Here is a 23,056-nt window from a genome sequence, read left to right as displayed (position 1 = left end):
TTATCCGGTGGTTACGAATTCCTTGAAGTACACGTTCTGAATTTGGCCCAGCTCCGGATCGAGCATTAGATTGATTTCCTTTTTTATCTCCTTTCCAAGTTCAACTTGGGCCTTCGGCTCGGACAATTCGGCCAGCGTTTTGGACCGCAGAATTTCGTTTATCTTGTCCTGGTACTTGGGCATGAACATCGTCAGATGTTCGACAAACGGACTGATCTGCGGCTCCGCAGGCTCGGCCGGCGCCGCCTCCGCGGGGGCTTCTTTTGCGGATGAATAAGCGGCGTACTCCACGCGCTTCGCCGAGGCGTGGGAGCCTCCTTCAGCCGGAGCTTCTTCCTTTCCTTCGGCCGGCTTTTGCTGTTTGCCGAGTGCCATCAGCGCCGCAGAGCGGTCCGCCAGTTCAAGCGAGATGGTCGCCTTTATGTAGCCTCCTCCGGCGAGGTTCGCCCGGAAGGTTGGAAGGTCGAAAATCGTAATGACCGGCTCGACCTCCACTTCTTCGCCGTCATTTGCCGCTTCCTCGTCGCCTGCGCCGGCAGGCATTTTCGGCGCAGCGTTTTTGACCACCAGAAACGACAGCCCGACGGACAGCGCGAGCGTAACCACGACTGCCGCCGCGATGAGCACCGGCATCGGCAGGGAAAATCCCTTTTTCTTTCCGCCTTCAGGTTCGTTGGCCATGAGTTTTTTCCATCCTTGGATTTACGCTCATATCAGGTCGTTCCCGGAGCCGGCGTGTACTCGTAATCGACGCGGGCGATCTTCTCGCTTTTGAAATACACGCGCTTGTCCAGGGGAATCTGCTTCACCCTGGGATCGCTGCTCCGGTAATAAACCTGGGTATCCATGTTTCCCACGTACGGGAAGTTGACCGCTCCCGTCTGCAGCCCTTCCGAAAACTCGGCCATCTGGCCGCCGAATTCGGGCTGCGTGTAGCTGTTGAACAACACCGCAATTACGGCCGCCACCGCAATCAAAACCAAAATACCCGCAAGGGTGCCGACCTCCGACGCCTTTTTACGGGCCATTTAAAACACCTCCAAGCAGGAGCGACTTCGTCACCCCTTCTTGTAACCGAAATCGTCGCGCGCGTCCTTTTCCGTGCTGAAATAAACGCGCTTGTCTTCGGGAATTTGCTCGATCCTCGGATCGCCCCACATATAATACGTCTCGGTTTCCATGTTGCCCACGCAAGCGTACTTTCCGGAAACCTTCAACGTGCCGGCGAAGCTTCCCATCTTAGAGCCGAAATCGGGATTCGATGCGGGTTTTTTGGCTCCTCCCGCGTACATTGTTCCCGCGATTACCGCGACAAGAATCAAAATACCCGGAAGTACGAGCCACCATGCTCCTTTGCCTTTCACTGCCCCATCTCCCTTGCAAGCCTTGCCGAATCCGCGGAGCGAGCCGAGCGCAGGATTACAATTTCCACGCGCCGATTGCGAGCTCTTCCTTCCGGAGTGGCATTCGTATCAACCGGCCGGCTGTCCGCATAGCCGGACGCGGCCAAACGGTCGGATTTTATCCAGCCAGCGCGCTCGAAGTACCTGATTACGGAGCTCGCCCTTGCGGCGGAAAGCTCCCAATTTGACGGAAACTGCGCAGTGTTGATTGGAACGCTGTCCGTATGACCCTCAACCTGGATTTGATTGGGCAAATCCTTCAATTTCGGGCCGATCGTGTCGAGAATCTTTACGAACTCGGGGCGCAACGACGCCTTGCCGCTGTCGAAAAGGATGTTGTCGGGACTGATTGTGATCACGATTCCGCGCTCGTTGTAATCAACCTGCACGTTTGACGCTTCAAGACCCGCCTCCCGCAATTTCCCCTTTATTTCCTCCTCGATTTCGCTTCCCAGCCTGCCGAATTCGAAGATATCCACCGGCGTGATTCCGCCCTCGCCCCCGGCGCCTTCCAGAACGGTTTCACCGCCCGGCGTGTCGAAAACAGGAATCTTGTCCGCCGCGCCGACGGTCGAGACCGGTTTGCTTGCACCGAATCCTTCCCGGAGGGATTTGGCGGCCGCGGCGAACTTTTTAAGGTCAACTTGGGCCATGGCGAAAAAGACGACGAACATGACCATAAGCAAAGTGATCATGTCCGCGTAGGTGATGAGCCACCGCTCGTGGCCACCGCCGTGCTCACCAGCCTTTTTCCTGCCGGCCATGCTAGGCCTTTGCCTCCTCCTTTTCGCGTCTGGCGGGCGGGAGGAACGCGTTCAGCTTCTCCTTTACGATGCGGGGGTTGTCGCCCGCCTGGATTGAAAGGATACCCTCAATCATAAGCTCCATGATCAGGATTTCCTCTTTGGACGAAGATTTGAGCTTGTTCGCTATCGGAAGGAAAATCGCGTTGGCGCTGACAACGCCGTACAGCGTCGCGATGAACGCAGCACTGATTGCCGGGCCAAGGCTTGAAGGATCGGAAAGGTTAGAGAGTACGTGTACGAGCCCCATAACCGTGCCGATGATTCCAAAGGTGGGGGCGAATCCGCCGAGATTTTCGAAGTACTTGGCGCCGGTTTCGTGGCGCTCCTCGATGTAAGCAAGCTCGGTCTGAAGGATGTCCTTCACAAGCTCGGTGTCGGTTCCGTCAATGACGAGCTGCACTCCGTTTTGCAGAAACCTGTCTTTAAGCTCCCGTACGTCTTCTTCGAGAACCAACAGGCCCTCGCGCCGGGCCTTTTCCGCGAATTTGACGAATGTGGCTATAGTCTCTTGGGGATCGCGCTCTTTTCGGACGAACGCATGCTTGAGTATTCCCGCGATGCCGGTCGTCTGCGAAAGCGCCGCGCTTGCGATGCCCGCGCCAAACGTCCCACCGAAAACAATCGCTCCCGCCGATAGCTGAACGAGCGACGTGAGGTGGCCTCCTTCCATCACGAAGCCGCCCAAAAATCCCACGAAACACAAAATCAAGCCGGCGATTGTGGCAATATCCATCCGTCTAACCCCGCCCGCCCAAGTTGCCGCGGGCCGCCAATCCACTGCATATACCAAAATCGGGCAAAAACGCGCCCGGCCGGGCCGGCCGGCTCACTTGACGTTATCGGCCGCTCGGAACATGGTTTTAGCACAGAAGCATTCCACTTGAAATTCGGGCGCCATCTTCTTACGACACGCGGAAACGATTGCGGACTATGCTTTGGCACACGCCTATAGCGAAATACATGGTGAACAGCGAGTTTCCTCCGTAGCTGAAAAACGGGAGCGGAATGCCCGTAACCGGAAGCACGCCCATATTCATCCCGATGTTCACCACGGCCTGGAAAAAGATGATTGCGCTGACTCCGTAGGCGATAAGCTGCTGATATGCGTTCGCCGCGACCTGCCCCGCCCAGGTCAGCCGCAGAACGAGCAGCGCAAACAACAGGATAACCATTCCGCCGCCCACGAATCCGCCTTCTTCGCCGACGACGCTGAAAATGAAATCCGTGTGGTCGTTCGGGACGAATCCGCCCTGGGTTTGCGTGCCCTGCCGCAGCCCCGCGCCCGTCAATCCGCCGCTGCCGATCGCAATCTTGCTTTGGTAAACGTTGTAGCCCGCTCCCTGGATGTCTGCCTCAGGATTCATGAACGAAAGCACCCGGTCGCGCTGGTAATCGTGAAGTAGAAACCAGCCCGGTACGGCGATAAGCATGACGACCACCAGGAACGCCACAAGAAACCGTTGTCCGCCTTGTGCCAGGAACAAGATGACGGAAAAAATGGCGAAGAAGACAATTGCGGTGCCAAGATCCGGCTGCATTACAATCAACGCGGCAGTGACGCCGAGTAGGCCGAGCATTCCGGCAAATCTTTCGCCCGTGACACCGCCTTGCCCGGAAAAAACCTGGGCAAGAACAAGAACGAATGCAATTTTGGCGTACTCGCTCGGCTGCATCTTGAGAAGCCCCAGGTTGATCCAGCGCTCGGAGCCGCCAGCCGTATGTCCGGCGATTATCGTGATGATTAAAAGGGCGAGTATCGGCAGGTAAATCGCCGTCCATGGAAACGGCGGATTCGTGAAATCCGCGCGCGATACCAACCGGTAAACGCCCAGACCGAATAAAAACCAGAGCACCTGGAGCTTGAAAAAACGTCCCATTCCCAAAAGCGGCGCGGCTCCGGATTCCGGGTCGGGGGCTTGGTACGTGGCGCTGTAAAGGTATATGAGGCCGATCACGGTTAGCACGACCGGGATGGCGATCAGCCAGAAGTCGCCCGGCCTGGCCTCGGGCTGCTTTTCCCTCAATCTTTTCCTGGGCGGACTCACGGCAAAAGTATAACCGAGATGCTAAAATCCGCGCCCAAACCATATGATAAACGAAGCCGGCAAATTTGATTCGCGCATCGAACCGCGGGTGCGGATTCCCCCAGCAGCCTCGCAGGAATACGCGTCATCCGGACGCGTATTGATCGTTGACGACGAAGCGCCCGTCGTCCGCACAATCGAACGCATTCTGCGCGCATGCGGCCTGTCCGAAATCGCGACCACTACGGACTCGCGCAAAGCCGCCGTCCTGTACAACGAGTTCCGGCCTGACGCCGTCCTGTTGGACATCAACATGCCGAATATGGATGGTTTCGCTGTTCTCGCGCAATTGAAGCGGCTGGAAAACGACGATCCCGTGCCCGTTCTGATACTTACAGCCAGCGAGGATTCCGACACGCGCATCCGCGCGCTTTCCGAGGGCGCGCTGGATTTCATCGCCAAGCCGTTCGACCATCTGGAGCTTCAGGTTCGCGTCCGCAACCTGCTGTCCATCCGGCAGGCCAACCGCAAGCTGCGCGAGATGCTGGACCATCTGGAAGCACGAGTGATGGAGCAGACCGAACACATCCGCCAGTCGCAGCTGGAAATCGTGCACAGGCTGGGCCGGGCCGCCGAGTACAAGGACGAGCAGACGGGCGTGCACATCTTACGCATGAGCTGGTACGCGTCGAAGATGTTCGAGGCGCTGGGCCGCGCGCCCGCCGATTGCCATCTGATTTTGCACGCGGCGCCGATGCACGACATCGGAAAAATCGGAATCCCCGACGTGATCCTTAAGAAGCCGGGCAAGCTGGACGCCGCGGAGTGGGAAGTGATGAAGAGGCACACCACAATCGGCGCGGAGCTGCTGTCCCGCGGCAAGTCGGAGGTTTTGCAGCTCGCCGAGGTCATCGCGCTCACTCACCACGAGAAGTGGGACGGCACGGGATACCCGGCGGGGCTTCGGGGCGAGGCCATACCGCTTGAAGGCAGGGTCACCGCGATATGCGACGTGTTCGACGCGCTGACGAGCGAGCGGCCGTACAAGCGCGCGTGGCCCATGGACGAAGCGCTCGAGGAAATTCGCAGGCTATCAGGCACGCACTTCGAGCCGGCGGTTGTCGACGTATTCTTCGAGGTGCTGCCGGACTTGCTCAATGTTCGCGAGCTGTTTGATTGATTTTGCGCTTAGGTCGCCGACTTTCCATGCGCGCCGGAAAGGATTGATAAAAGCAATAAACAACGAAGCGCGGATTTGCCGTCAATTGACGGAATTGGCGCACATCTCGTTTAAACCTTCCAAAAGGTACCTGATTTTTTCTCTGTCTGTTTTGATCGGCGAGTATCCCGGCGCAACCTGCGCGAGCGCGGCTGCGGTTTTGCCGCAATCGAACACCGGGTCGTTGTGCGTCAGATACTGCAACAATGGAAACAGCGCCTTGACAATTTCGAAATTCGCCCCGTCCATCCAAATCGGTTTCACCGGTGTGAAGTTGGCGAATTCCAAAAAATCCGCGTCCTGTTGAGCGATGCCCAAATCCAAATCCGAATCGTAGCTTATCTCCACTCCTGCAACCGTTGCCGCCGCATCGACGATGTCGCAAACGCGCGCGTAGTGCGGATTCACCAAATGGAACACCTCGCGAAGTCCCGTGTTCGCTTTTCTTAGCGCGGTCATCATGAAAACAACGTCGTCCGCGCAGATCAAATTCTTGCGGTAATGGGCAACCGCCGGAAGGTGCAGCGTCGGCATTCCGTTCACGCCGCTGCCCAAGCTTTTCATCTTGGCCAGCGCCGCGGATGCGCCTTGCGCGAATTCGTCATTCCACTCGCCCGTGTCCGAGCTTCCGACGATCATCGACGGACGGAATATCCGGTATGGAAGCCCCGAATCGCGGATTATCTGTTCCATCCGCGCTTTGGATTTTTCGAAGCCGTTTTTGAAATGGCAGGTGCTTTCTATGGATTCGCTCGACACAAGCGGGAATTGCTTTTCACCCGCGACGTACGCGGTCGAAACAGCGTTCAATACGCGGCAAGATCCCGCGGGAAGCTTGGCGATGAACTCCACCAGGTTCTCCGCCGCCTCGACATTCGCCTTCATCACCGCGGCGTGGTTGCGCTTGTCGAAGTCTACGCATGCGGCGAGATGCCAGAATTCGAGCGGTCCGGTAGAGCGAAGCGCGAGCATGTCCGCCGGCCCGATCCCCAGTCCGCGAATCGCCAAATCGCCCCTGACGAAACTCACGCGCGGCTTAAGCTCGTCCGAAATTTCGATGCGGCGGTCGAACGGGACTCCGTCCGCTTCGCGTACGAGCAAAAACAAGTTCGATTCGGTCGTTTTAAGCAGGCGGTCCACAAGCATCCTGCCCAGCCATCCCGTCGCTCCCGTAATAAAAATCGAATCCGACGTCATGTCGTAGCGATCGATCAAAATTCGCTCGATCCGGTTCAGCAGGTCGTCCGAATGCGTCGCATCCTTGGGTAAAAGATCCACAAGGCCCGCGGCCTTGGCCGCCTCCGGATTCTGGTAATCGCTGTGGCCGGAGTATCCGAGCACCGGCAGCGAGCGGTCGAGCTGCTTGTGCAACATCGCTGCAAGCTCGTCCCCGTGCAGGACGTCGCCGTTGCTGCCTATCGAAACCGGCATGTACATATCGGTGACGACGAGCGCGACTTCCTCCCTGCGCTCGGCGCGCTCCCGCACGAAGTTAAGCGCTTCGGCGGGAGTCGTGAAAGCGCGTACTCGGAAATTCGCGCCGAACCGCCGCTCTATAAGATCGCTTATCGCGACGGCCTCGGCCTCGACGTCGTCCACAAAGATAATCCAAGCCCTGCTGCCTGTCACACTGCCTCCCCTGAAGGCGGGATTGGGAACTCCATTTTAAATTCGGTGCAACCTGTTGTCGAGGAAACTGCAATGCTTCCGCCCAAAATCCTGACGGCCTGCGCCGCGATGAACAAGCCAAGCCCCGTACCCTGCGGCTTTCCCGCAGTGAATCCGCGCTCGAATACGCGGGGAAGGACATCGGCCGGAATCGCCGGCCCGTTGTTCGAAATCGCAAGCTCGATTTTATCGTCGGTGCGCGTAACCGACACCTTGATTTCGCCGTATTCCGGCAGCGCTTCGACTGCGTTCGTCAGGATGTTTCCGATGATTTCCACCATCAGAAGCGGATCGCCTTTAAGACGGGGGACATCCTCGGTCACGGTCGAAACCTTGATTTTCTTTCCCGTCAACGGAGCTTCCAGCATTTGCAGCGAAGTTTCGAGACTCAATCGGACGTCGAAACGGTCTTCGCGAATCAGATGGCGCAGCCGGTTGACAAGCCGGGACGCGGTTTCGTGCTGGGACAGCGCGAGAAGTATGCCGCGCCTTTCGGACGCGATTTCGTCCAGAAGCCGGACAAGTTCGCCCGCGCGATCCCTGCCGAACGTCTCGATGAACGCGCCTATTTCTTCCGCTTCGAATCCCGTCCGCGCGAAATGCTTTGCGAACCGATCGAATCCGGGATAATCCGCGGCAAGCAGCTCCTCGAACTCGTCCGTGCGGCGGTTTGTTTCCGAAATCGAAATTGCCGGAGGATTTGCAAGCAGTTTTTCCGCAAGAGCAAGCGCGCGAGCTGATAGCTCCGGCTCTGGGAATAATTTGATCAGCTGCGACGCTACCTCGATGGGCGACCTGCTGCGAAGCAGCTCCAACGTAGCCCGGATCGCATCCAGCGGCGTGTTTAGGCTGTGCGCCAGAGAGTCGGCAATCTGACCCAGCCTCCCGCGGGCCTGCGCGGTGTGTTGCTCGTACGCCTCGTCGAGGGCAAGATCGCGCGCCTCGCGTTCTTCTTCGATCACGGCATCGAGCACTTCGGGAGGAACATAGGCCTTTTCCCTTGCCCGGCGCACCAGCGCGATGCCTCCGATCAACCAAAGCGCGGCCAGTCCGCTCCATGTGCCATTCAGAACGATCTTCCATTGGGGAATGAACCGCGGATTGAGTATCAGACCGAATTCCTCGTTCCGGTTTTCGCCCTCGATCCTCACGTAAACCGGATGATCGAACGCGGACTGCTCCCAGGTGGCGCGATGCAGGATGTACTTCGAATCGTCGTTGATGAAAAACCTCGAAGCTGGAATCGAACAGACTAAGTCGCCGTTTTCCCGGTAAGCCAAGAAATATCCTGAATCGGTTCCGAAAAGAAGGTAATCCTCTCCTCCGGGGCCGCCGAGTATTCCGAGAAACGATTTGAATGCCGCATCCGAACCGGCGGATTCCGGCGGCGTTTTGATCCACTGCACCTTTTGCATGCCCAGCCAGTCGGGTTGCAGAAGGAAGCCCGCAGAGCCGTCCTCGTTGAAAAGAACGAATCCGAGCCGCCGCCTAGAATCTTCAAGCGAAAACCGATCGTTTATCACGGGAGCGTACTCGATTTCCTCGCCGCCTTCCGGAACGAAGCTGAATTTATGCGAAGCGTAATCCAGCTCGCTGCGATAGTTGAAAAGTAAACCTTTCGGCGGCAGACCCCTGGAGGCAAATCCGAGAATTTGAATTTCCCTTGTGTTCAAGCCCTTCGGACGGTTGGATCGGCCCCATACGAAAGTGCACGGCCACCTGAATTCCGGCCTGTCCTCCATCAGTTTGAGGCGAGCTTTGATCAGCCCGGAATTCATGTCAACAATGTAAAAGCTTGACCAGGAGTCGTCGTTTTCGTAAAACGCAGCTAGCTCCGGATGCTTTTCAAGTATCTCCGGCGGTGCGTTCGAGAACCAGCCGTTTCCATTGGCATGCATCCAGGCGAATACGCCCGGCCATCCAAACGGCCCTTCGAAAACGATATGAGGCGCGACGGGAAACGGAATCACCTTGTACGGCGGCCCCCAATCGGCCTGCTGGGCGGGAACCACAACGATGCCAAGCTTCTGCTCCATGCTCTTGTCGCGGCCAAGCTCGTCCTTATGACCGCGGAGTTCCCGAGCAGGGGACTGGCCGAGGCTAAGCCCGACCGCCAGGTAATCCTGCCTGCCCCGCGGCGTGTTGAGCATGTCTATCCAGATTGCCGATCCCAAATTGACGGAAGCGCCGCGCGACCGGTACGGTATGGGAACTTCCGTTTTGCTTAGAAACATCGTTTCAAGCCTGCAGTTCAACGAAATTACCTGAAGGAGAATCCGGTCTTCGTATGCGGCGACAGCCGTGATAACGACGTTTGGCGACATCGGCTGGTACGAGTCGTTGAGCCTGAAAATCGTGGACTGCGGCCTGCCGGGGAATTCAAACTCCAGTTCCCGTTTCAAAAATCCGCTTTTGTCGCTTTCAAGCCACACACTCGAGCGGATCGAGTATCTCCCGGTTTCTTCGTTGTAGCTTTCCCGCTGAGGAGAGCACTTGAGAAGCCTATAAACCTGTTTGCCCGCGCTTTGATCCAGGTAGAGCGCGCTCATCCCGCCCACCATTTCTGGGGGCTGAGCTCCGCCCAGCGAAGTCAGTCGAAACCGCAGGTCCGGCCGGTAGATTGCGCCCCAGAGATGGACCGCGCCGCCCGCCGCGCATAGGCACGCGGCCAGCAACAAAAGCTGGAAAATAAGGATGCCGAGCCGGATCTGCCTTGCGGCTACCGGTCGTTCTACAGCCTTGGCCTGAATGTCGCCCACTTCCTCAGAAGTATAGCAAGGGGCAATTTCCCGTACTGTCGCAACTCCACTTGTAAAATTTCGCGAAATCGTGTAAAATCCCATGTGCTGGAGGCTCACATGAAGCAATACGTGTGTGCGGTTTGCGGATACATTCATTCCGGGGATGTGCCGCCGGAAGTCTGTCCCCTGTGCAGCGCCGGGCAGGAAGCATTCCTCGCGTTCCACGCGGACGAATATGATGGAGACCGGCCGATTGCCGCAGCCTTCCTGAACAACTGGCGGGAACAGGCGCGCAACTTCGGCGACGGCAGAGCGTCGGTCTAGCGTCGCGAGAAGTCTTTACGGCAATAATTTCGAGTCCGTGGATAAGCGAATCCGCGCGCCGCGCGAAAACAAGCGCTAAGGAGACTTCCGATAAAGCATCCTGGGGAACGGAATGGACTCCCTGATGTGCGCAAGTCCGCAAATCCAGCAGACGGTGCGTTCGATCCCCAGCCCGAATCCGCTGTGAGGCACGCTTCCGTAACGGCGGAGATCGAGGTACCACTGGAAAAAGTCTTCCGGAAGCTTGTGGCGGCGGATTTTTTCCAGCACCGTATCCAGGTCGTCCTCGCGCTGGCTGCCGCCGATGATTTCCCCGTAGCCTTCCGGCGCCATCAGGTCACTCGCCAGAACTTGCGAGCGATCGGCGGGATTGACTTTCATATAGAACGCCTTCATGTCCTCCGGCCAGTGCGTGATGAAGAACGGCCGGTCGAAATTCTCCGCAAGCGCGGTTTCCTCCGGGCTGCCGAAGTCGTCGCCGAAATTGAAGTCGAAGCCTTTTCCTTTTAGGATTTCAACGCTTTCAGCGTAGGTTATCCGCGGGAAGGGAGGCTTCACGGCTTCGAGTTTCGAAATATCCCGTTCGATTGTTAGCAAATCGAGGCGACGGCGCTCCAGCACGCGCTCGACGACGTAGCAGACATATTCCTCCTGGAGCTTCAGGTTGTCTTCAAAGTCGTAGAAGGCTGCTTCGGCTTCGAGCATCCAGAATTCCATCAGATGCCGGCGGGTTTTGGATTTCTCCGCGCGGAACGTCGGCCCGAAACAAAATGTTTTCCCCAGCGCCATTATTCCTGATTCCTGGTACAGCTGGCCGCTCTGGGACAGGTAGACCTTGTCTCCGAAGTAATCCAGCTCGAACAGCGTCGTCGTACCCTCGCAGGCGTTAGGCGTCAGGATCGGCGAATCAAAGCAGTAAAAACCGTTGTCATAGAAAAAATCCCGGCTGGCCTTGATTATTTCGTCCCGGATACGGAGTATCGCCACTTGATGGCTGGATCGCACCCATAAATGCCGGTTGTCCATCAGGAACTCGGTACCGTGCTCCTTTTTGGATATCGGGTAATCCTGTGCAATTTGAACCGGCTGGATCGAAGTGACGGCAATCTCAAACACGCCTTCCTGCTTGGGATGGCGCTTCACTTCGCCCTCCACGATTAGGCTCGATTCGAGGGTGAGCGCAAGGGCCGCCCGCCAGGTTTCGGGCGGGATATTCGGTTCGTAGGCGACGCACTGCACCTCGCCGGAGCCGTCCCTTACCACTATGAACACCAGTTTCTTGCTTTCCCGCTTGTTCCTGACCCAGCCGCCGAGCTTGACTCGCTCGCCGATGTGTCCTGCCAGATCTTTGATCGAAATGAACTGCTCATGCATAAACGCACCTCATTGGTGAAGTAGTGAGTATAGGGGATTTGGAATGCGCGGCGCGCGAACGCGCCCGCGTTCAGAGGCGCGGATTTATGCCTATTCCGCCAAGCGCCGTTCCGGCAAAACTTGTCTTTCCTGGCTGAAATTCGAAACTCACGAACGGATTATACCCGCATCCGAAGCTGCGCAGCGAACTTTTTTGCCGCGAATTCCGTCCGATAACATGAATGGCCGGATTCCGCGATATAATATCGCAGAAGAAGTTGTTCATTAATCCATTCCGGAGGTGCGTATGCAGGTAGAGATTTCCGGTTCCAGCATCACCCCGCGTTTGGACGGATACATAAGGAAGAAGGTTGAGAAGCTCTCAAAGTACTTCAGTCGCGCGGAGGCCGCGCGCGTGGAGCTTACTCAGTACCCGTCCAGACACAACGGCCGAAACTTCCGCTTCGAGGTGACGGTTGACGTCGCCAGGAAATTCGTCCGGGCGGAAGAGTACGGCGCAAGCTTTGAGGAAGCTTGCGACCTCGCCATGGAAAAGGTCGAAAAGCAACTCAAGCGGTACAAGACGAAACTCATAGACAAGTACCGCGGCCAAGGCGACGGGGAGCCCGAAATCGAGCAGCCGGCCGACGAAACTCGCAAGGTCGCCAAAATCAAGCGTTTCCACATCAAGCCCATGACGACCGAAGAGGCGATAATGCAGTTCGACCTTTCCGGGCATGATTTCTTCGTGTTCGAAGACCAGGCCAGCGGCTCGTACAACGTGCTTTACAAACGGTCAAACGGCACGCTCGGGCTGCTTGTGCCCGACAGGTAGCCGCGATATATAGCTGCTTCTCGTCCGGTTCAGGGGCGCATATCCTATAATTGTGGCGTGTCCGACCGGATGCAGGACGATGCGATATCCGAAACCTCCGAAACCGGAGGCAACGGAACGCGCGTGACGGGATTTCTTGGATGGCTTAAAAGCCTTCGGGCGAAGCCGGAGCCGCATCCCGATCCGACGATCCGCGTCGCCGAGAGCCAGGAGGAACTGATTAAGTGGCTGCGCCGCCAGGTGCGGCTTCAGACGCCGTTTTACAGCTTCATCCGCGGCATCGCGACCGGACTCGGCATCGCGCTTGGCACCGGGCTGGTATTGTCGCTAATCCTCACGTTGCTGGGCAGACTTTCGCTTGTGCCGATTATCGGCAAGTTCGCGCACGAAGTGCTCGAATACATCCGGCAGACGAACGGCGGAGGATAGCCTCCGTCCTTCACTTGGCCGCCGCCAATATATCAGCGGGTATCCGAAGTTATGAATTTACGAAAGCTTTTATCGCAGCAGGCCATGCGGGCCGGGGCTCTTGCCATTCCGATTTTGGTTCTTGCCGCGACCGGCGCGCCCGGACAGCCGAACCAAGTCGAGCTGTCGAGCGTCAAGGTCGAGGCGTCGAACGAATGGCTGGTCGCTACGCTCAAATTTGCCGGCGCGCCGCCGGAGTTTAAAACCAACGCGCTCGAACGGCCGGACAGATTCGAAATCGTGCTCTTGAAAACCAAAATCGCGGACAAAGCTCTGGAAAACGGGGGATCGGTCAAAAAGTTCCCGCTTTGGAAAATCGCACCCTATCAGGGCGCGCAGAATGCGAGCCTTTCGTTCCACACGGGATACCATTGCGAGGCGCTGGTCAAGACGAACGGCAGTACGATAGCAGTCGCGTTTCCCCGACAGACGATATACACAAGGGATATCGAAATAGGAGGAGGCGCGTTGTGGCGTACGGAAGCCAAAGAAAACGTGAACCGTCCGATCCGCTACGATTGGATCGAAATCCCGCCGTCCGCGCAGGTAAGACTAAAGGTCAAAAGCGCTATGTCCGTTGACAGAGCGAGAAGAACATTGCCCCTTGAGCAAATCTGCAGGCAAACCGGGGCGCTTGCGGGAATCAACGCCGGTTACTTCAACGGCCAGGGTTTCCCCGTTTCGACGTTGCTGGAAGACAGCGTTCTTGTCACTACGGGCAGGTACGCAACGAGGCCGATGGTGCTTTTGACCAAGGAAAAGGGATTGCGCATCGGAAGATTCACGGTGCGTCCCGAGCTTGTGTTCGACGGAAAGTTCATTCCCCTGAACGGGCTGAACACCGAGTTGGGCCAAAGCTCGACCGTGATTTATTCTTGGAATTACCCATTCGATTTGATTCCGCTGGACGGATTTCTTTACAGGCTGGATGGCGGGCGGCTTACGCCCGTTTCCGGCGGAATAGACGAATTGATGCGGCCGGATCAGTACTACGTTGCGACGAATCTCATTCCGGAAGCCAATCCACTGTCGCAAATACCGAAGGATGCTCCGGTATCGCTTCGATCGCGCGTTTACGAACGCGAGAGCGGAAACCTGATCGATGTGATTGACGCGGTCGGCGGAGCGCCGATGCTTGTCGCGAACGGCCAGCCGAACGTGACGATCGCCGAGGATTTCGTACGCGAGGATATAACGAAAAATCCGCGCGCGAGGACCGCAATCGGAGTGAAGGGCGACGGGACCGTGATACTGGTTGTAGTCTGCGAGCTGCAGGACGGTTTCTACAAGGGGCTGAAGCTGGACGAGCTTGCAAACTGGCTGATTCGAAAAGGCGCAGTTACAGCGATGAACCTGGATGGCGGCGGGTCCAGCCAGCTTGCCGTAGGCGGTACGCTCGTTACGCCGTACGGCGGCGAACCGCGGAAGCTAAGCAACGCGCTGCTGGTTTTGCCCGCTGGCTAGCGGTTGAATCGGGAGATCAGCCAGAAAATCAGCGTCAGGACGATGGAAAGAATGATGCTTGTCGTAATCGGGAAGTAAAAGCTCCAGTTGTCGCGCTTGACCGCGATGTCGCCCGGAAGATTGCCTATTGGCAGATTGCCGCGCGAAAACATAAGCAACGCGCCGACAACCACCAGCACCGCGCCGATGATCAAAATAAACTTGCCGATTTCATATGCCGGATTCATGACTTCACCTGAGCAATCCCGCTTGTCCCGGAAATCTTGGCGGCCTCGGCTTCCTTGTGAGCTTTCTCCCGCTCGGCTTCCTGCAGACGCGCCGCGGCCAAAAGCGAGCCGGGCGCAAGCTCCACAAGCCCGAACCTGGAAAGGATGATCTCCGCATCCACGAAGCCCTGCGCGATGCTCGAGCTGCCCATCGTAATGACGATGAAACTTCCGAATTGTTCCGTCTCGACCAGAAGCGACAGGCAACGGCCCGCCGCATTCGTCCATCCGCTTTTAACGCCGGCTATCGGATATTTTTCTTTAAGGTAAAAAATCGTCGAGTCGTAACGTTCGTCGAAGAAAATCCAGTGCTTGCGGCATTTCTCCGCCGGGACGGGACGCTTGAGCAGTTCGAGCGTAAGAATAAGCTGGTCGCGCACGTTGGAATATTGCGCGGATTTGGACGGCAGACCGCTTGCATTCGCATACCGCGTTCCGGTCATTCCCAGTTCCGCCGCGCGCTTGTTCATCCTGGATACGAACGCGGGCTCGCTTCCGTCAATCAGCCTCGCCAGCACCTTGCATACCAGATTGTTCGACGGAACAAGCGCCATTTCGACCATCTGGTCGAGCGTAAGCTGCTCCACCTTGAATATCTTGGCTTCGTCCTCGGCGAGCTCGTATCCGACTCCGTACGAAAGCTCCTCGTCGGCGATCAGTACGGTCATCATTTTTGTCAAACTTGCGACGGGCGCGGAATATTCGGGATTCAAACTGGCGACTTCTTTGCCCGTGTCCACGTGATAAATCAGAAAACTCTTGGCCGTACTCCAAGGAACGAGCGTTTCCTTGTAGTATTTCGAAACGTCGACACGCGGCTGCGCGATAGCGGCCGTGCCCGCGATCGATATTGCGGCAATTGCGAGCGCAAACGCCGGCAACGCAGTGCGCGCTGTTGTGCGGAATAAATTTTGCAATCCGTTTAATTCGTGCACCTTTGTCAATACCGTCATTTCCAGCCCTATTCGATTCCAAGAAAATTTTCGAGCAACAACCCAGCCAGTCTGTTCATCGCGGATTCCTGGTTCGCGCATTCCTCCATAACTTGTTTCTTCGTTTTTCCGAATGCGGCAAGTTCCTCCGCATACACTTCCGCCCACCTTTCCGCGTCTTCCGCCCCGGCCTCCAAATGGAACTGCACGCCGATAGCATTGTCTTTTCGAAACGCCTGATTGCGGCAGTTCTTGCCGGTGGCCAACAATGAGGCGCCGCCGGGCAGATCGAAGGTGTCCCCGTGCCATTGAAAGACGGGAAATGACTCCGGGAATCCGCCAAATATCGGATCCGCCTTGCCTTCCTCCGTAAGTTGAACTTCGTACATTCCGATTTCCTTCACCGGATTGGGCCGAACCTCCGCACCGAGAATGTGCGCAAGCAGTTGAGCGCCGAAGCATACCCCCAACACTTTTACTTCCCCCTCCAGCGCCTCGGCAACGTATGTGCGTTCCGACAGCAGGTGCGCGTGCTCTTCGATGTCGCAAACCGACATCGGCGTGCCGCCGACGATCATCGCGTCATATGCGACGGGCGACGGATAAGTGTCGTCCTCGTACGGATGGCATACGTCGAACTCGATTCCCCTAACAGCGAGCGCGTGAATGAAATGTCCCAATCCTTCCGTTTCGCAGTTTTGAATTATCAGAATGCGCATTTGTTTGATATATTCATTGTCGCGTTTGTTCGAACGAACCTGCGGCTTCCGCCTCATTGCCAAGCCTTGCAAAGAGAAGGATTTCCAGCGCTTCCCTGTAATGCCCGTCCCCCGGCGAAGCCATATTCAAATATTTATTCAAGTAATAATTCCTCCCGGATTCATCGCCAAGCTTTCCAAGTGCAACGGCCGCGTGAAACACTGCGTCAGCACGCGAAGGATCCGAAAATATCGCCCTGTTGAGCGCGTCCAGCGCCTTCTCCGGCTCGCCCAGCTCGATCAAGAGCGCACCGTATTCGCACAGATAATCCGCGCAGTGCGGCTCCAGCGCGATCGCCGCCTCAAATTCCTCACGCGCGCCGTTCAGATTTCCCGCCGCGATATTTAACAGCGCGTAGTTGAAATGCGCCTCCGGATAATCATCGTTAATCCAGATCGCCTTTTCGTATGCCTGCTTCGCGCCCGAATAATCGCCTTGTCTTGCGCGCAGATTACCCAAATTCACATGAGCTTCGACATACTCGGGGGCAAGCACAAGCGCGTTCAATAACCTCGCTTCCGCCGCATCGTAATCGCCCAATTTCATGTGCAGCAGACCAAGATTGTTCTGCGCGGCCGCACCGTCCGGCCCAAGCCGCGCCGCCTCTTCGAGATGCTGTTTCGCCTCTTCCAAGTCCCCGGACTTCAGCAAAACCGCGCCAAGATTCAGATGTCCCGCGGCGCTGTCCGGATCCATTTCCAACAGGGTCTTAAAAACCTCCACGGATTTCGCCACGCCCGTTTCTCCGCCGCTTATGCTCAACGCATTGCCGTAATTTAAAAGCGTATCCGCGTCGTCCGGAAATTCCGCAAGCACGAATTCGCACAATTCCAAGCCGCGAGCTATTTCCTCCCGTGAAAGCCCGCGCCTGAGCAATCCGCTTCGGTAAAGAAGATTTTCAAGTTCGCCCTTAGCGGATAAAATATCAAGTGAATAGTTCCTTGCACGCTCTATTGCAGGATCCGTATTCTCTTCGATGATTTCGAAATTAAACGATTTCGCGGGAAATTCGTCGCGAATATCCTCCACCAAAGACTGTGCAAGTTGAACGCAAATCGAGCCGGCTTGCGGCTTGTAGGCCGACACCGTCGCGCTGCCGACCGCCTCGCCCGAATTCGCGTCCACGGCGTACGCCGCCGCCATCAGCTCTTCGCCTATGACCGTGTAAGTTCCGTACACGACATGCGTCGCGCTCGCAAGACTTCCCCCCAGAGCCGGATTTGCGGCCGCGAATCCCGAAGCGGATAGCCGCGCCTCGGCAAGCGCCAAACGCCGTGCGTCTCCCGGAATGACCGACACCGATGAAAGGCGGGACAGCACCGCCGTAATCTGAATCGCTATTCCGACTCCGATGCTGTCAAGCGACGAGTCGCCCGATTCGTTTTTGAAATCGCCGACAAGGATGACGGGCTTGGAAACACCGCCCTGCGCGTCCGCCTGAAATGCATTCATTGCCAACACCAGCGCTGCGCAGGCTGCGGCAGCCGCCACACGGCGGAAGCGAGCTTTAAACGGCCCTGATGTCGAAAACTCATTCATCATCGAACAAGCCCATCTGCATTATCTCACGCGCCTTTTTCAAATGCGAGCGCTTCACGTCTTCCAATTCTTCCAGCACTTTGCGCGCACGCGTGACGACGCCGTGAGGCAGCCCCGCGAGGCGCGCCACTTCGATTCCGTAACTTTCGTTCGCCGCTCCCGGCGACACCGAATAAAGGAACACGAAATCGCCGCTTTCCTTCAGCACGTCCATACGGAAGTTGCGAACGCGCGGCAGGTATTTTTCGAGCTCGGTCAGCTCGAAATAATGCGTCGCGAAAAGCGTAAGCGGCGACGCGGTTTTATGGTTGTGCAGGTATTCGACGACCGCGCGCGCGATGGATAATCCGTCATAAGTCCCGGTGCCGCGGCCGACTTCGTCCAGTATCACCAGGCTGCGCCGCGTCGCGCTGCGAAGAATCTCGGCTGTTTCCACCATTTCGACCATGAACGTGCTGCGCCCCTGCGCGAGCGCGTCCGCCGCGCCGATGCGCGTGAACACGCGGTCCACGATTCCGATGCGCGCGGACTGCGCCGGGACGAAACTTCCCGCCTGCGCCAGAATCACGCAAAGCGCGACCATTCGAAGATAGGTTGATTTGCCGCCCATATTCGGTCCGGTAAGGACGATTATCTGCTGCGATTCCGAATCGAGCATACAGTCGTTCGCCACGTACCGCGCTCGACCGACCGATCGCTCGACGGACGGATGCCGCGCGCCGGAAAGCGAAATGCCAGGCGCGTCGGACAGCTCCGGCCTGCGCCAGCGCTCGCGCTCCGCCGTTTCGGCGAATGAAACCAGCACATCCAGAGTTTTAATCGCATCCGCGATTTCGAGCAGCCGGTCGCGCGCGCCTGCAACTTCCTTCACCAGCGCGGAGAATATTTCCTTCTCAAGCGCTAGCGATTTTTCCTCCGCGGTCGCGAGCTTCGTTTCATGCTCGGTAAGCTCCGGCGTCGTGAACCGCTCGGCCGCGACCATCGTCTGCTTTCGCACGTAATCACCGGGCACCAAATGAAGATTCGGTTTTGTAACTTCGATTGACCAGCCGAATGCCGGTGTATATTTCACTTTCAGCGACTTGATTCCGAGACGTTCTTTCTGGGCCGATTCATATTCCGTCATCCATTGCGCGGCCTGGGCCTTCAGGTTTCGAAGCTCGTCCAGCTCCGGCAAATATCCCTCGCGCACCACTCCCCCCTGCCCCGGATCCGCGGGCGGATCTTCCGCGAGGACGCGCGAAAGCTTGTCCAATATCGACGGGCGCTCCGCCAGCCGAGATGCAATCGCGGGAAGGAGAGAAGCATTCGCGCATGCAGGCGCGCCTTCCGCGTCATCCGCGAAATCCGCGCCCGCTTCGGCTTCGAAATAAATTCCCGACACGATATTGGAAAGCTCACCGAGCGAGCCCAGCGCGTCTCGCAGCGCCGCAAGCTCCTTCGGATTTGTCTTGCCGAACGAAGCGCGGTTGGCGATCCGCTCGATATCCACGATTTTGGAAAGCGCGGACGCGATTCCGCCGCGCGGTTCTGGCGCGTCGACCAGCGCCGAGACCGCATCCAGCCTTGCATCGGCCATCGCCGCATCGCGCAACGGCGCGCGCAGCCATTCGCGTATCTGGCGCCGGCCCATCGCCGTCCGCGGCGCGGCGAACACGTCCAGCAGACACTCCCCCCCCGCAGAAAGACCTTCGAGCACTTCCAGATTCGCCAGCGTGTGCGCGTCCAGCACCATGTGGTCCGATAAATCCAGAGGGACGAACGAAAGGTCGAGCGACTCGACTTTGAAGTTGTACCGCAGCGTGCGCACGACCTCGAAGACGGCCTGCATCGCCGCGTGCCTGCCCTCCATCCCCAGCGCCGCAACCGGCGCCTTGAATTGGCGCTCGACGAAATATTCGAGATCGGCCGGCGACGGAAACTCGCCGCAATCCGAAACCGCGTTCTCCGGAATCCGCGCGAGAAGCTCGGAAAACGCCGGGTCTTTTCGAAGATCCGGCGGGATTTTGAGCTCCTTCGGCGCCCTGCCCGCAATTTCGGCGCATACCATTGCCGCATCGCCATAAGGGCTTTCGCCCGCATGAATGCTGCCTCCGCTGGATTCCAATACCGCGAATCCCAGCCTGTCCCGCAACTTCGCAACAACGGCAAGATAATTCGCAGCGCCCGCGTCCAGAAGCTCGTCCTCGATCACGGTGCCAGGCGTGATGAGCCGCACCACGTCCCGCCGCACGATGCCCTTGGCCTGCGCCGGGTCCTCCATCTGGTCGGCGACCGCGACCGTCAGCCCGGCCTCCAGAAGCCGCCTGATGTAGCGCTGGACGCTGTGGTGCGGCACCCCGCACATCGGGACTTTCGTTTTCTGGTTGAGCGCCCGGCTTGTGAGCGTGATGCCCAGGACGCGGCTGGCCCGCTCGGCGTCGGGGCCGAACATCTCGTAGAAATCGCCCAGGCGGAACATGAGGACGGCGTCCCCGTGCTCCTCCTTGAGGGCGTAGTACTGCCGGAATAACGGCGTGTGGCTGTCGGCGGCGACCTTGGGCACGGGGGGATTATAGCGGGCGGCGCCTCCGCCGACCGCTAAGAGTTGAGCGTTGGGAGTTTAGAGTTAAAATCCTTAAACCGGGAAGCGCGGCCTTCAGGCCGCGTCCAACTGTCAAAAGGGCAAAGGAAAAAGAACAAAGGAGCCGAGGCTTCAGCCTCGGAAATGTTGGTGCCGCTGGCAACCGCCCTCAAGTGAGATAGTGAAGTAGTGAGATAGGGAAAACCGAAATGAAATATACCGCCGATCTCCATATCGGCGCATCCCGCCCCGTTATTCAGTTGAGCGTTAAGCGTTGAGCGTTGAAAACCAAAAACCGGGGAGATTGTGAAGAAACCGCCGCTATTCACGAATTGCCGCCGCGCAAATGCCAGCCGCCGCGGCCGCGGAAATGGACGCGATTGCGGGCCGCTGTACCTGCGCGGAATGTACGCGGAACCTGCGCGCCCGAGCGCGACGCGGGGATTTTGGTACGCTATTGAAACGAGGTTCTACAAGTTAAATGGGGTTTTTGCTTTTCCTTACAGACACCTTCGCCTTAGAATTAGAATCCCCTGTTTCACTTGTATTGCTCAAGTGTTTTGAATCTGAACCACAATCTTTAGGCAACTGGCTAATCCCAGCTTTTGCCAGCTCGTTACCAGTTTGATTTCCACTGGAGAGATTCTTAATTCCCAAAATCTTCATTGGAGGTTGTGTCTCTTTAAGAAAGTCAGCAAGACCTGCAATGACTGTCTGATCTGCAAGAAACTCAGTCATTAACTTATAGCACCCAACTTTAACTGTACCCCTGGGCGCAGCCTCCAACAGCAGTACGGTTCCATCATTTGTGCGAATTGAAAGCATTTTACCCTCCTTAGGATTGGATCGGGGAGCCCGTAACCATTGGATACGGGCCCCCCTTTGTACCAAGGTGCAAATTTACTTACCTGTTACGGCTGAACGTACTCACAGATAAACAACGGAATGTAGTACTTGTTCCCGCTGAACTCCACCAACGCCGCCAAGTCTGCGTAGTACAAGCCGTATTCTCCAGACCTAGCGCGCTTTGGTCCGTCGACGACTCCGGTTGCTGTGGTAATCAGAACGCACTGGCCGCACGCTGAAGCGCTTGTGCCCGAGAACTTGATAAAAGGCTCATCTGCGTCGCTTTGACTCAACTCCAAAACTGGGATCGCCGCGTTGGATACCGTTTGCCGACAGGTAACTCGTGCGTCCAGCGAGCTTACTACGTCCGCGCCCAATAGAACCTTATCGACGGCCGCTCCTGCATAAATAATGCTGGCGAGCGTATCTCCCTCGACTCGGAAATCTATTTGGCCACCGTCTTCGTTAACGACGACCTCAGTTGTCGTTGCCTTAATGATTTCCGCCATTTCGATTCACCTCCTTTTTGTGGATTTTGCTTAAAACACATTACTCCAGAAAGCCACATCACTTTCAAATGAGATTTTGGATTGTTTGCATCATGTTCATCGAAATACCGCCACCTTGAGATCCGAATCGGAACCTTGATAATATCCCCCTTTGTAGCTCACAAATGCCGAGCTTAATTCAGTTGAATACGCAAACGAGGGATGAAAATCTGCCTGTCCGGAATCAAAACTGATTGGACTTCCCCAAGATCCCGCTTCACCTGAATTCGCGATTATCAAATTAAGACTTGGCGGAGCAAATTCGCAAAACACAAATGGCTCTTGTTTGATGCTCCCTAATGCCAGCCACGAAAAGCTTTTCATGCGTGATACTTGTTGGGGAACTTTCCAGGTACTACCATTTAAGTCGGAGGACGAAGTAAACCAAACATACTCGTTTGCGGCATCTGCATATGCTACCGAAGGTTTGCTATCGATTACGCAAAAAGACAACATTCGCCAAGCATCATTTTGGTCATCTAAGGTAATGACATCGCCCCATTGATTCCCCAGTTGATCAAGCGCCCTAATGTATTTCAGCCGTTCTTGCTGCAAATTGAAATATGCAACTGCTGGATTGCCATTAACAATTTGCATTGACGCCAAATACCCAGAATCGAATTGAGGATCTACAACCACAGGACCATTCCAATCCGAACCTTCGGGATTTATGGCGCGTGCAAATCCAAGAACCTTGGATTCAGAGAAGCGAAATGCAATCGCCGGAAGGCCCCCCACCTCAACAAGGGAAGCTCGGAGGCTTGGCTCGCCCGTAGGAATGAAATGGGGCATTCCCCATTCACCTCCAAATTCGTCCGAAGATTTAATAAACTTAATATGCGAATTCGTTGAATCCGCATATGCAACTGAGGGTTTACCTGCAATAAGTGACAGGGAGCAGTACCTTCCGACATCTCCTTCAGAATCCAAAGTTAATGGCTGGTTCCAATCGCCAGTTAAGCCGCTCGAAGCGCTCACGAATTTGAGATCGTCATTTTCATCGTCAAAATATGCCACTGCGGGCTGTCCGTTTCCCAAAATGCAAATGCTTGACCCGCCTCCTACGTTTGGGCCCGTGTCTACGTAATACTTGTACCACCCATGCACGTTAATCACAACGCTCTTCTCCGCGATCGCGCCTTCGCTGTCCCACACCTTCACCGTCGCGGTCGTCGTCGGATACGGCACGGTGTATGTATGCTCCTGCACCGGGCCGACGCCTTCCAAATCCCACAGCCCGCCGTCGAAGTTCCAGTCGTAGCTGACAATCGTCCCGTCCGGATCGTAGCTGGCCGACG

The 23,056-nt window shown here is 56.7% G+C and carries 23 protein-coding genes; 5 read left to right on the top strand and 18 right to left on the bottom strand.

All coding sequences use genetic code 11. The annotated features are described in order from the left end of the window. From HRF49_11625 to rodA, 6 genes are all read right to left on the bottom strand, one after another. Complete coding sequence (locus HRF49_11625) at positions 1 to 681, bottom strand: flagellar basal body-associated FliL family protein (GenBank protein MEP0815297.1); 681 nt, start codon at positions 679 to 681, stop codon at positions 1 to 3. Positions 682 to 713: 32 nt separating this feature from the next. Continuing rightward, a complete protein-coding gene (locus tag HRF49_11620) occupies positions 714 to 1,028 on the bottom strand; it encodes a hypothetical protein (GenBank protein ID MEP0815296.1) in 315 nt (104 codons plus the stop codon). A gap of 30 nt (positions 1,029 to 1,058) precedes the next feature. Continuing rightward, the gene (locus tag HRF49_11615) at positions 1,059 to 1,364 is read right to left on the bottom strand and encodes a hypothetical protein (GenBank protein ID MEP0815295.1); all 306 of its coding nucleotides are present in this window, start codon (positions 1,362 to 1,364) and stop codon (positions 1,059 to 1,061) included. Then, positions 1,361 to 2,167, bottom strand: a complete 807-nt coding sequence (locus HRF49_11610) for a flagellar motor protein MotB (protein ID MEP0815294.1) — start codon at positions 2,165 to 2,167, stop codon at positions 1,361 to 1,363. The genes HRF49_11615 and HRF49_11610 overlap by 4 nt, the downstream gene beginning before the upstream one ends. Before the next feature lies 1 nt (position 2,168). After that, positions 2,169 to 2,942 (bottom strand): flagellar motor protein, encoded by a 774-nt coding sequence (locus tag HRF49_11605; GenBank protein ID MEP0815293.1) that lies wholly within the window; start codon positions 2,940 to 2,942, stop codon positions 2,169 to 2,171. A gap of 169 nt (positions 2,943 to 3,111) precedes the next feature. Beyond that, positions 3,112 to 4,254, bottom strand: a complete 1,143-nt coding sequence (gene rodA, locus HRF49_11600) for a rod shape-determining protein RodA (GenBank protein ID MEP0815292.1) — start codon at positions 4,252 to 4,254, stop codon at positions 3,112 to 3,114. Between the two features lie 43 nt (positions 4,255 to 4,297). Between rodA and HRF49_11595 the strand changes: the two genes are divergently transcribed. After that, positions 4,298 to 5,413, top strand: coding sequence for a response regulator (locus HRF49_11595; GenBank protein MEP0815291.1), 1,116 nt, complete (start codon positions 4,298 to 4,300; stop codon positions 5,411 to 5,413). Positions 5,414 to 5,494: 81 nt separating this feature from the next. Here the strand turns inward: HRF49_11595 and HRF49_11590 are convergent, their stop codons facing one another. Both HRF49_11590 and HRF49_11585 read right to left on the bottom strand, forming a co-directional pair. Further along, positions 5,495 to 7,081, bottom strand: coding sequence for an SDR family oxidoreductase (locus tag HRF49_11590; protein MEP0815290.1), 1,587 nt, complete (start codon positions 7,079 to 7,081; stop codon positions 5,495 to 5,497). Continuing rightward, positions 7,078 to 9,879 (bottom strand): HAMP domain-containing histidine kinase, encoded by a 2,802-nt coding sequence (locus HRF49_11585; protein ID MEP0815289.1) that lies wholly within the window; start codon positions 9,877 to 9,879, stop codon positions 7,078 to 7,080. Before HRF49_11585 ends, HRF49_11590 begins: the two co-directional genes overlap by 4 nt. A 99-nt stretch (positions 9,880 to 9,978) precedes the next feature. Between HRF49_11585 and HRF49_11580 the strand changes: the two genes are divergently transcribed. After that, positions 9,979 to 10,185: a hypothetical protein gene (locus tag HRF49_11580; GenBank protein ID MEP0815288.1), complete on the top strand. Its 207-nt coding sequence runs from the start codon at positions 9,979 to 9,981 to the stop codon at positions 10,183 to 10,185. A gap of 75 nt (positions 10,186 to 10,260) precedes the next feature. Here the strand turns inward: HRF49_11580 and asnS are convergent, their stop codons facing one another. Next, positions 10,261 to 11,559 (bottom strand): asparagine--tRNA ligase, encoded by a 1,299-nt coding sequence (gene asnS / locus HRF49_11575; protein MEP0815287.1) that lies wholly within the window; start codon positions 11,557 to 11,559, stop codon positions 10,261 to 10,263. Between the two features lie 286 nt (positions 11,560 to 11,845). Between asnS and raiA the strand changes: the two genes are divergently transcribed. From raiA to HRF49_11560, 3 genes are all read left to right on the top strand, one after another. Then, the gene (gene raiA / locus HRF49_11570; protein MEP0815286.1) at positions 11,846 to 12,373 is read left to right on the top strand and encodes a ribosome-associated translation inhibitor RaiA; all 528 of its coding nucleotides are present in this window, start codon (positions 11,846 to 11,848) and stop codon (positions 12,371 to 12,373) included. 69 nt (positions 12,374 to 12,442) lie between these two features. Then, positions 12,443 to 12,802 carry a hypothetical protein gene (locus HRF49_11565; GenBank protein ID MEP0815285.1) on the top strand — a complete coding sequence of 120 codons (360 nt, stop codon included), beginning with the start codon at positions 12,443 to 12,445 and terminating at the stop codon, positions 12,800 to 12,802. 51 nt (positions 12,803 to 12,853) lie between these two features. Next, entirely contained in the window at positions 12,854 to 14,305 is a 1,452-nt protein-coding gene (locus tag HRF49_11560; protein ID MEP0815284.1) for a phosphodiester glycosidase family protein, read from the top strand. Here the strand turns inward: HRF49_11560 and HRF49_11555 are convergent. From HRF49_11555 to HRF49_11515, 9 genes are all read right to left on the bottom strand, one after another. Then, entirely contained in the window at positions 14,302 to 14,532 is a 231-nt protein-coding gene (locus tag HRF49_11555; GenBank protein MEP0815283.1) for a DUF2905 domain-containing protein, read from the bottom strand. The genes HRF49_11560 and HRF49_11555 overlap by 4 nt on opposite strands. Then, the gene (locus HRF49_11550) at positions 14,529 to 15,452 is read right to left on the bottom strand and encodes a D-alanyl-D-alanine carboxypeptidase (GenBank protein MEP0815282.1); all 924 of its coding nucleotides are present in this window, start codon (positions 15,450 to 15,452) and stop codon (positions 14,529 to 14,531) included. Before HRF49_11550 ends, HRF49_11555 begins: the two co-directional genes overlap by 4 nt. Before the next feature lie 80 nt (positions 15,453 to 15,532). Further along, positions 15,533 to 16,222, bottom strand: coding sequence for a type 1 glutamine amidotransferase (locus HRF49_11545; protein ID MEP0815281.1), 690 nt, complete (start codon positions 16,220 to 16,222; stop codon positions 15,533 to 15,535). A 13-nt stretch (positions 16,223 to 16,235) separates the two neighbouring features. Beyond that, positions 16,236 to 17,714, bottom strand: a complete 1,479-nt coding sequence (locus HRF49_11540; protein ID MEP0815280.1) for a tetratricopeptide repeat protein — start codon at positions 17,712 to 17,714, stop codon at positions 16,236 to 16,238. Between the two features lie 79 nt (positions 17,715 to 17,793). Next, positions 17,794 to 20,346 carry a DNA mismatch repair protein MutS gene (gene mutS / locus HRF49_11535; GenBank protein ID MEP0815279.1) on the bottom strand — a complete coding sequence of 851 codons (2,553 nt, stop codon included), beginning with the start codon at positions 20,344 to 20,346 and terminating at the stop codon, positions 17,794 to 17,796. A gap of 35 nt (positions 20,347 to 20,381) precedes the next feature. Then, entirely contained in the window at positions 20,382 to 20,693 is a 312-nt protein-coding gene (locus HRF49_11530; protein ID MEP0815278.1) for a hypothetical protein, read from the bottom strand. A 148-nt stretch (positions 20,694 to 20,841) separates the two neighbouring features. Further along, positions 20,842 to 21,189: a hypothetical protein gene (locus tag HRF49_11525; GenBank protein ID MEP0815277.1), complete on the bottom strand. Its 348-nt coding sequence runs from the start codon at positions 21,187 to 21,189 to the stop codon at positions 20,842 to 20,844. A gap of 86 nt (positions 21,190 to 21,275) precedes the next feature. Continuing rightward, positions 21,276 to 21,719, bottom strand: a complete 444-nt coding sequence (locus tag HRF49_11520; GenBank protein MEP0815276.1) for a hypothetical protein — start codon at positions 21,717 to 21,719, stop codon at positions 21,276 to 21,278. Positions 21,720 to 21,815: 96 nt separating this feature from the next. After that, positions 21,816 to 23,056: hypothetical protein (locus HRF49_11515; protein MEP0815275.1), on the bottom strand; the 1,241-nt coding region annotated here is incomplete at its 5' end.

It is taken from the genome of bacterium (assembly GCA_039961635.1).
Taxonomy (GTDB): Bacteria; 4484-113; 4484-113; order JAGGVC01; family JAGGVC01; genus JABRWB01.
Note: the sequence above shows the minus strand (reverse complement) of the source record. Positions and strands in the feature narration are given on the sequence as shown.